Source organism: Bacillus sp. GMs2/2 (genome assembly GCF_050172095.1).
Lineage (GTDB): Bacteria > Bacillota > Bacilli > Bacillales > Bacillaceae_G > Bacillus_A > Bacillus_A cereus.
In genome coordinates this window covers 1-8,579 of record NZ_JBNLYE010000170.1, presented here as the reverse complement: position 1 = coordinate 8,579, position 8,579 = coordinate 1, and the positions used below count along the sequence as shown (strand labels likewise).

Sequence of the window (8,579 nt, the reverse complement as noted above, 5' to 3'; positions counted from 1 at the left end):
CGCTTGCAAAAGAAAATAGTTTGTATATATTTGTTAGCGTTTTCTATTGCATTCCAAATTTAAGGGTGTATACTAGGCAATGAAGGTTTACTAAACAAGTGAAATTACAGGGGGTTTACTTACTATGGTAGCCGAAAAGGGAACTCAAACAAAAACACAACAACAAAGGGAACAACATTTTGAACTATTGAATTCAACACAAATTGTTATTAGTGAAGCGTTAGAAAAATTGGGTTATCCAAACGAAGTATATGAATTATTAAAAGAACCAATTCGTATGATGACAGTGAAAATACCAGTTCGTATGGATGACGGGACTGTTAAAATATTTACAGGATATCGTGCGCAACATAATGATGCTGTTGGTCCAACGAAAGGTGGAATTCGCTTCCATCCGAATGTAACAGAAAATGAAGTGAAAGCACTTTCAATCTGGATGAGTTTAAAATGTGGTATTGTTGATTTACCATATGGTGGAGGTAAGGGTGGAATTATTTGTGATCCACGTGAAATGTCATTCCGTGAGTTAGAAAGATTAAGCCGCGGTTATGTACGAGCAATTAGCCAAATCGTAGGACCGACGAAAGATATTCCAGCTCCAGATGTATTCACAAACTCTCAAATTATGGCATGGATGATGGATGAGTATAGCCGTATTGATGAATTTAATTCACCAGGATTTATTACAGGTAAACCGCTTGTACTAGGTGGATCACATGGACGTGAAACAGCAACAGCGAAAGGTGTAACAATTTGTATTCGCGAAGCTGCGAAAAAACGTGGCATTGATATTAAGGGTGCACGCGTTGTTGTTCAAGGATTCGGTAATGCTGGTAGCTTCTTAGCTAAATTTATGCATGATGCAGGTGCGAAAGTTATTGCAATCTCAGATGCTTACGGCGCGTTACATGATCCAAACGGATTAGATATTGATTATTTATTAGACCGTCGTGATAGCTTCGGTACAGTAACAAAGCTATTTAACAATACAATTTCAAACAAAGAATTGTTAGAACTTGATTGCGATATTTTAGTTCCAGCTGCAATTGAGAACCAAATTACAGAAGAAAATGCTAATGATATTAAAGCGAAAATCGTTGTTGAAGCTGCAAATGGTCCAACAACATTAGAAGCGACTAAAATTTTAACAGATCGCGGAATTTTACTTGTTCCAGACGTGTTAGCAAGTGCTGGTGGTGTAACAGTATCTTACTTTGAGTGGGTACAAAATAACCAAGGTTACTACTGGACTGAAGAAGAAGTAGAACAACGTTTAGAAAAAGTAATGGTAAGATCATTTGATTCTATTTATGAAACAGCACAAGTTCGTAAAGTGAACATGCGCTTAGCGGCGTACATGGTTGGTGTTCGTAAAATGGCTGAAGCAAGCCGCTTCAGAGGTTGGGTATAAAATATTATATCTTGAGAAAACGTGATTTCCTTTCGAGGGAATCACGTTTTTTTGTTGAAGTATTAAATGAGGTGTTGTATATGGAGAATAAAATGCTGGAGCGAGTAGAACAATTAGAAGAAAAGGTTAAGAGGTTAGAGGGAGAACTCGCAAGAACGATGAAAGCTCGAAAAATAAGTACCGTTCGGATGTTCGGGGAAGGGCTACTGTTTCTGATATTTGGTGTGGTTGTAGTAGGGCCGATTATTGCCGTTGTAATCTCAATTTTTACTTGGTTTGCTGAAAAATAAAATAAAAATAAAAAAGAACGCTTGTTCTATACGAACAAACGTGCTATACTCTCCTTAGATAAACAAAACGGAAATGATTTTAAGGAGAGATAAATGATGAAAATGACAGTAGACCAAAGATTTATGATGCCAGCAGATGTTGTAGAGCGAGTGGAAGTATTACGCAACAAACAAAGTAAGCGTGGCACATTATTACAATCGGTAAATAAATTTTTCGGTTTAGATACGAAAGAAGATTGTGTTTGGTTTTACGGTTTTTATGGAGTGGCTGTAAGTATCTTGTTGTTTATGGTGTTCACTTCAAATATTTTCGATTTTCTCTTCGCGTAAGAAATATGCGATAAGGACATTGCTACCGAATACATATATAAAGAAGTAAGGTAATCTTCTAGAGCGGGAGTTGGTAGCAATGGCGATGTTTCTTATAGAGCGCAATTATATTGGATATGGAAGTTCACGACCGGGGATTCCTCTGACTAAAGTGAGATTTATCGTAAGCCATGATACGGGGAATCCTGGAAGCAATGCGATAGGCAATCGAGATTACTTTAATGAATTACAACCGAAAGCTTCGGCGCATACATTTATAGATGATAAAACAATATTGGAGATTATTCCTATAAATGAAGTTGCGTATCATGTTCGATATGGTGTGCCGACGGATAATGACTTATATGGCTATGACGCGAATAAGGCGGCCATTGGAGTGGAACTTTGTTATGGTGGTGATGTTAACTTTTGGGAAGCGTATAATCGTTTTACATGGTATCATGCGTATTTATGCCAAAACTTTGGCTTAAATCCGAAAAAAGATATCGTGTCACATAAAACGCTTGATCCAGCTAGAAAGATTGATCCTGAGAATGTATTAGGGAAACAAGGTATTAAATTTCAGCAGTTTTTAGCAGATGTCTATCGGATGTACGTTTCGTTTAGATGACAAATATATGAAAAATGAATACAATAAAGATAGGTGCCTACTGCTGTAAGTAGGTTTTTTCTTGTTTTTATAAATAGTGCATTGGTAGAAGACTAGGAGTGGACGAGTATGCAGAAAGAAACAGTTATTATAATCGGAGGCGGTCCGTGCGGATTAGCGGCTGCAATTTCGTTGCAAAAGGTAGGGATAAATCCGTTAGTAATTGAAAAAGGAAACATTGTAAATGCCATTTATAATTATCCAACTCATCAAACATTTTTCTCTTCTAGTGAAAAATTAGAAATTGGTGATGTAGCTTTTATTACAGAAAATCGTAAGCCATTTCGAAATCAAGCGCTTGCGTATTATCGTGAAGTAGTAAAACGTAAATCTGTACGTGTAAATGCTTTTGAGCGAGTGGAGAAAGTTCAAAAAGATGGAGAAGTTTTTCAGGTTGAGACGACAAAGCGTGACGGAAGTAAGGAAATGTATATAGGGAAATATATTGTTGTAGCAACTGGATATTATGATAATCCAAATTATATGAATGTTCCAGGTGAGGAATTGAAGAAAGTAGCTCACTATTTTAAAGAGGGGCATCCTTATTTTGATCGAGATGTAGTAGTTATAGGTGGGAAAAACTCGAGTGTAGATGCCGCGTTAGAACTTGTTAAATCTGGTGCACGTGTAACGGTACTGTATCGTGGAAGTGAGTATTCACCAAGCATAAAGCCTTGGATTTTGCCGGAATTTGAGGCGTTAGTACGAAACGGTACAATTCAAATGCATTTTGGAGCTCATGTGAAAGAGATTACTGAGCATACATTAACGTTTACAGTTGATGGTGAAGCTTTTACAATCAAAAACGATTTTGTATTTGCGATGACTGGTTATCATCCTGATCATAGCTTCTTAACGAAGATGGGTGTTCAGATTGATGAAGAAACAGGACGTCCAATTTATACAGAGGATAGAATGGAAACGAATGCTGAAAATATTTTCATTGCAGGTGTCATTGCTGCTGGAAATAATGCAAATGAAATATTTATTGAGAACGGTAGATTTCATGGAGATGGGATTGCGCAAACCATTGCATCAAGAGAAAAATAAAAAGGAGCTGTCGGGAAAATCTCGACAGCTCCTTTTTATTCGTGCATAAACATATTTTGAATGGATTCATGAGAATTTGTATTCTCTAATGCAACAAGTAATTTAATGCGTGCTTTTTGTGCATTTAAGCCGTATGTGAATACAATGCCCATATCTTTTAAGTGTTTACCGCCACCTTCATACGAATATACGTCTTGAACGATACCGTTGAAACAGCGAGAAACTAATACGACAGGAATACCTTTATTTAATAATCTTTCTAGGCTAGGTAGTGTTCTTGGAGGGAGATTACCTTGTCCAAGAGCTTCGATAACAATGCCGTCTACAGGAAGATTTTCGATTGCTGCTAATAATGTATCATCCATGCCAGCATATGCTTTTAGAACAACTACATTTTTAGACACTTTATTTATCGTATATGATTCGCGATGTACTAGAGCGTGATGGAAGACAACGCCGCGTTTTGTTACCATTCCAATTGGTCCGTATTGTGGACTTTGGAATGTTGCGACATTACTTGTATGTGTTTTCGTTACATTTGTAGCGCAATGAATTTCGTCGTTTAATACGACTAAAACACCTTTTTCTGCAGCTTCATCACAACTAGCAACTTTTACAGCTGATAAGAAGTTATATAGACCATCAGCACCTAACTCATTGCTAGAACGCATTGCACCTGTCACTACGATCGGAATAGTTGCTTGTACTGTTAAATCTAAGAAATAAGCTGTTTCTTCTAATGTATCCGTACCATGCGTAATAACTACGCCATGAATGTTGTCTTGTTTTACTCTTTCATCAATGATGACTTGTAATTGTAACATTTCGCTCGGTGTCATATGAGGAGATGGTAGATGGAACACATCTTCAACGATTAAATCAACATCGCCTTCTAAATCAGGAATGAATTTTAAAAGAGGATTTTTTTTACCTGGTTGTACGACCCCAGTTTCTTTATCTTCCTCCATTGCAATTGTTCCACCTGTGTGTAAAACTAGGATTCTTTTCAATGCTTATACCCCTTTCAAGTAAAAAAATACATTTAGAACATAACATGTTTTGAGTAAATTCGACAATGGAAATGTATAAAAGTATGCCTGGAAAATGACAATAAAATTAACTGCTATATGTACGATGTATAAAATTACGAAACGAAATGTGCAAATATAGTATAGGAGGGAGAAATTACGTTGAAAAAGATGGAGAGAATTTTTATTCGTATATTAATAATACAATTCATTTGTCTTTCTGTTGTACAATTGTTATTTATACATAAGTCATCAGTGAAATATTTATCTAAAATTGTTTATTATGAGGGTGTTATGGTAAAAAACAAAGTGGAAATCTTGCAGGTGAATCGGTAGTTTTCATTTTCTTCTATGAAGGATTATGCTACAATAATTGAGGATTTAATGACGCGAAGCAAATGAGAAGAAGCAGGGTGAACACCTGCTTTTCGTTTTGTTTTATAAGTGAAAAAATGAGGTGTTACAATGGATAAACGAATTTCAATTGCTATAGATGGTCCAGCAGCTGCAGGGAAAAGTACAGTGGCAAAAGTTGTTGCGAAGGAACTTTCTTATGTTTATATTGATACAGGCGCAATGTACCGTACGCTTACATATGCAGCCCTTCAACAAAAAGTAGACATTGAAAATGAAGAGCAGTTAATGGAAGTTGTAAAGAATGTAAATATTGAGTTTCAGCAAGGAGAAAATACACAGCTTGTATTTTTAAATGGACAAGATGTTTCTGAAGTAATTCGTACACCTGATGTGACGAATCGAGTATCTATTGTAGCGAAACATCGCCTTGTTCGTGAAGAAATGGTACGTCGTCAGCAAGAGTTAGCGAAAAAAGGCGGCGTTGTAATGGACGGCCGTGATATTGGTACACATGTATTACCGGATGCTGAAGTGAAAATCTTTATGCTTGCTTCTGTTGAAGAAAGAGCGGAAAGAAGGCATTTAGAAAATTTAAATAAAGGTTTCGATTCTAATTTAGAGCAGCTAAAAGAAGAAATTGCTCAGCGTGATAAATTAGATTCAGAACGCGAAGTTTCTCCACTAAAAAAGGCTGATGATGCATTGGAATTAGATACGACTTCTTTATCAATTGAAGAAGTTGTCCAAAAAATTATGAGCATTGTTTCTGGAGTGTTTGCGAAATAAAGAAAGGGGATAATCCTCTTTCTTTTTTTGTTTAAATAGAAATGTAAAGGATACGTGAATTGTGAGTCTCTTTCCTTGACAAATGAGCTGATTTGTAAGAAGTTAGTTAAAGAGGAATAAAACTGTCAGAATATATTCGCTATTATATTTCAAAACATACTTTTTTCAAGCTGGTTTTGCTGTATACTATTTATATAGGTTTAATATATTTTCTTGTGAATGTTATTGAAAAAGAGTATGTGATGAGAAATTCTTAAACATGCAAATGAAAACTTTGTTTTCATTTCGTATATACATAAAAAATGCTTTGTCAATTCTGTAGGGAGGTATTTCCATGGTAGAGAAAATGAATGAAGAAGTTATGGATTCAAAAGAATTACAAGTTGGTGACGTTGTTACAGGTTCTGTAACGAAGGTTGAAGAGAAACAAGTGCTTGTAAATGTTGGATACAAAACAGATGGCGTAATTCCAATTAGTGAATTAGCTAACGTTCATATTGAAAAAGCAAGCGATGTTGTAGAATTAGATCAAACACTAGAGTTGAAAATTATTAAATTAGAAGAAGATGATCTTGTCTTATCTAAACGTGCTGTTGATGCAGAAAAAGCATGGGTAGAACTACAAGAGAAATTTACTTCTGGTCATGTATTTGATGTTACTGTAAAAGATATTGTGAATGGCGGATTAGTTGTGGACCTTGGTGTTCGCGGTTTTATTCCAGCTTCACTTGTAGAAGTACATTATGTAGAAGACTTTACTGACTATAAAGGTAAAACATTAGCGGTGAAAATTGTTGAATTAGACCGTGAAAAAAATCGTGTAATCCTTTCACATAAAGCGGTAGTAGAATTAGAACTAGATTCTAAGAAAAAAGAAGCAATTTCTTCATTAAAAGAAGGGGACGTTGTTGAAGGAACAGTACAACGATTAACTGACTTTGGCGCATTCGTTAATGTTGGTGGAGTGGACGGTTTAGTTCACATTTCACAAATTTCACACGAACGTGTAGAGCAACCTTCTGAAGTGTTAGAGCAAGGTCAAAAGGTTAAGGTAAAGGTGTTATCTGTTGATGCTGATACACAACGTATTTCTTTATCAATTAAAGCAGCTCAACCAGGACCTTGGGAAAACGTTGCTGGCGAAATAAAAGCTGGAGATATTCGTGAGGGAGTAGTAAAACGCCTTGTTACATTTGGTGCATTCGTTGAGATTTTACCGGGCGTTGAAGGACTTGTACACGTATCTCAAATTGCAAATCGTCACGTGAAAAATCCGAATGAAGTATTGGAAATGGGACAAGAAGTAAAAGTGAAAGTACTTGAAGTTCACGTAGCAGAGAAACGTATTTCTTTAAGTATAAAAGAAGCGCTTGAGGAAAATAATGTAACTGAAGATTATAGTCAGTATGAGCCAAATGCTGATTCTGCTACTTTCCAATTAAGTGATATTATTGGTGAACAACTGAAAAAATTAAAGAAATAATGAGGGGTACAAGTGGTAAGGGCAAAACGTAAATTAGATCATATTGAATACGCTCTTTCTACTGGTCAGTCTCGTACGCATGGCTTTCATGATATTGATTTTGTGCATCAAAGCTTGCCAAATTCAAATTATGACACAATAACATGTGAAACAAAAATCGGCGAACTTTCACTAAGTTCGCCGATTTTTATCAATGCGATGACTGGTGGTGGAGGAGAGAAAACGTTACATATTAATGAGCAATTAGCATATGTAGCGAAACATCATAACCTTGCTATGGCTGTAGGTTCGCAAATGGCGGCGTTAAAAGATGAAAGTGAAGCTGCTTCTTATAAGGTGATCAGAAAGGTAAATCCAAATGGTATTTTCTTTGCTAATTTAGGTAGTGAGGCAACTATCGAACAGGCAGAGCGTGCCGTTGATATGATTGAAGCGAATGCATTGCAAATTCATTTAAATGTCATACAAGAGTTAACGATGCCAGAAGGAGACCGTGATTTTACTGGAGTACTTCAGCGCATTGAGAAAATTGTTTTAAATAGTAAAGTTCCTATCATTGTAAAAGAAGTTGGATTTGGGATGAGTAAGGAAACAGTGCAGCAGTTAGCGAACGTAGGTGTAACAGCAATTGATATTGGTGGGCAAGGTGGTACGAATTTTGCTGCTGTTGAAAATGAAAGAAGACAGCGAATGCTTTCTTATTTTAATAACTGGGGCATACAAACAGCAACCTCGATTATTGAAGCAACCTCTACAAATAATAACCTCTCTTTTATTGCATCTGGGGGCATACAAACAGCGCTTGACGTAGCGAAAGCGATCGCATTAGGGGCGAATACAACTGCGTTTGCTGGTTACTTTTTACGTATTTTAATGCAAGATGGTATCGAGAAGTTAGTGGATGAAATTGAGCTTCTACATACAGATTTGAAATTTATAATGACAGCTCTTGGTGCGAAAACGATAGAAGAGTTGCAATCTGTACCTCTTGTTGTAAAGGGTGAAACGTATCATTGGTTAATGCAGCGTGGTATTGATACTGCGCATTATAGTAGGAGATAAAAAATCAACCGTTCGGTTGATTTTTTTTGTTCTATTCTTTTTCGTAATATAAAGTGGAGAAAGGAATTAGTATTATATAAAAATATCATTTCGTAAAAATTGCAATTGAAAAAGGGTTGAAAAATGTAGATGG

General features: G+C 36.1%; 10 protein-coding genes. 9 read left to right on the top strand and 1 reads right to left on the bottom strand.

What is annotated here, in order from left to right; genetic code table 11:
* Nucleotides 1–124: 124 nt before the first annotated feature.
* The 5 genes from gudB to ACQGS6_RS18540 all read left to right on the top strand — a co-directional run bounded on the left by gudB (nt 125) and on the right by ACQGS6_RS18540 (nt 3,730).
* On the top strand, nt 125–1,411 hold the full coding sequence (gene gudB / locus ACQGS6_RS18560; RefSeq protein WP_000225173.1) for an NAD-specific glutamate dehydrogenase: 1,287 nt from the start codon (nt 125–127) through the stop codon (nt 1,409–1,411).
* 80 nt (nt 1,412–1,491) lie between these two features.
* Nucleotides 1,492–1,701, top strand: coding sequence for a hypothetical protein (locus ACQGS6_RS18555; protein ID WP_426965407.1), 210 nt, complete (start codon nt 1,492–1,494; stop codon nt 1,699–1,701).
* Between the two features lie 93 nt (nt 1,702–1,794).
* A complete protein-coding gene (locus ACQGS6_RS18550; RefSeq protein ID WP_001983018.1) occupies nt 1,795–2,031 on the top strand; it encodes a DUF3961 domain-containing protein in 237 nt (78 codons plus the stop codon).
* 79 nt (nt 2,032–2,110) lie between these two features.
* Nucleotides 2,111–2,641: a peptidoglycan recognition protein family protein gene (locus ACQGS6_RS18545; RefSeq protein WP_426965406.1), complete on the top strand. Its 531-nt coding sequence runs from the start codon at nt 2,111–2,113 to the stop codon at nt 2,639–2,641.
* A 108-nt stretch (nt 2,642–2,749) separates the two neighbouring features.
* On the top strand, nt 2,750–3,730 hold the full coding sequence (locus ACQGS6_RS18540) for a YpdA family putative bacillithiol disulfide reductase (protein ID WP_001168512.1): 981 nt from the start codon (nt 2,750–2,752) through the stop codon (nt 3,728–3,730).
* A 35-nt stretch (nt 3,731–3,765) separates the two neighbouring features.
* On the opposite strand, the gene ansA is transcribed toward ACQGS6_RS18540, so the two are convergent.
* Nucleotides 3,766–4,740 (bottom strand): asparaginase, encoded by a 975-nt coding sequence (gene ansA, locus ACQGS6_RS18535; RefSeq protein WP_000822026.1) that lies wholly within the window; start codon nt 4,738–4,740, stop codon nt 3,766–3,768.
* Nucleotides 4,741–4,920: 180 nt separating this feature from the next.
* Between ansA and ACQGS6_RS18530 the strand changes: the two genes are divergently transcribed.
* The 4 genes from ACQGS6_RS18530 (at nt 4,921) to ACQGS6_RS18515 (ending at nt 8,446) form a co-directional block, all read left to right on the top strand.
* Nucleotides 4,921–5,094, top strand: a complete 174-nt coding sequence (locus tag ACQGS6_RS18530) for a YpfB family protein (RefSeq protein WP_000738057.1) — start codon at nt 4,921–4,923, stop codon at nt 5,092–5,094.
* Between the two features lie 129 nt (nt 5,095–5,223).
* Nucleotides 5,224–5,901 carry a (d)CMP kinase gene (cmk, locus tag ACQGS6_RS18525; protein ID WP_000361257.1) on the top strand — a complete coding sequence of 226 codons (678 nt, stop codon included), beginning with the start codon at nt 5,224–5,226 and terminating at the stop codon, nt 5,899–5,901.
* A 334-nt stretch (nt 5,902–6,235) separates the two neighbouring features.
* A complete protein-coding gene (rpsA, locus tag ACQGS6_RS18520) occupies nt 6,236–7,384 on the top strand; it encodes a 30S ribosomal protein S1 (protein WP_000229559.1) in 1,149 nt (382 codons plus the stop codon).
* A gap of 12 nt (nt 7,385–7,396) precedes the next feature.
* The gene (locus ACQGS6_RS18515; protein ID WP_000251037.1) at nt 7,397–8,446 is read left to right on the top strand and encodes a type 2 isopentenyl-diphosphate Delta-isomerase; all 1,050 of its coding nucleotides are present in this window, start codon (nt 7,397–7,399) and stop codon (nt 8,444–8,446) included.
* The last annotated feature ends 133 nt before the right edge of the window (nt 8,447–8,579 follow it).

What these genes read in the sequence shown, in the direction of transcription:
- gudB (WP_000225173.1), top strand. Translation starts at nt 125, where the DNA reads ATGGTAGCCGAAAAGGGAACTCAAACAAAAACACAACAACAAAGGGAA.
- ACQGS6_RS18555 (WP_426965407.1), top strand. Translation starts at nt 1,492, where the DNA reads ATGGAGAATAAAATGCTGGAGCGAGTAGAACAATTAGAAGAAAAGGTT.
- ACQGS6_RS18550 (WP_001983018.1), top strand. Translation starts at nt 1,795, where the DNA reads ATGATGAAAATGACAGTAGACCAAAGATTTATGATGCCAGCAGATGTT.
- ACQGS6_RS18545 (WP_426965406.1), top strand. Translation starts at nt 2,111, where the DNA reads ATGGCGATGTTTCTTATAGAGCGCAATTATATTGGATATGGAAGTTCA.
- ACQGS6_RS18540 (WP_001168512.1), top strand. Translation starts at nt 2,750, where the DNA reads ATGCAGAAAGAAACAGTTATTATAATCGGAGGCGGTCCGTGCGGATTA.
- cmk (WP_000361257.1), top strand. Translation starts at nt 5,224, where the DNA reads ATGGATAAACGAATTTCAATTGCTATAGATGGTCCAGCAGCTGCAGGG.
- rpsA (WP_000229559.1), top strand. Translation starts at nt 6,236, where the DNA reads ATGGTAGAGAAAATGAATGAAGAAGTTATGGATTCAAAAGAATTACAA.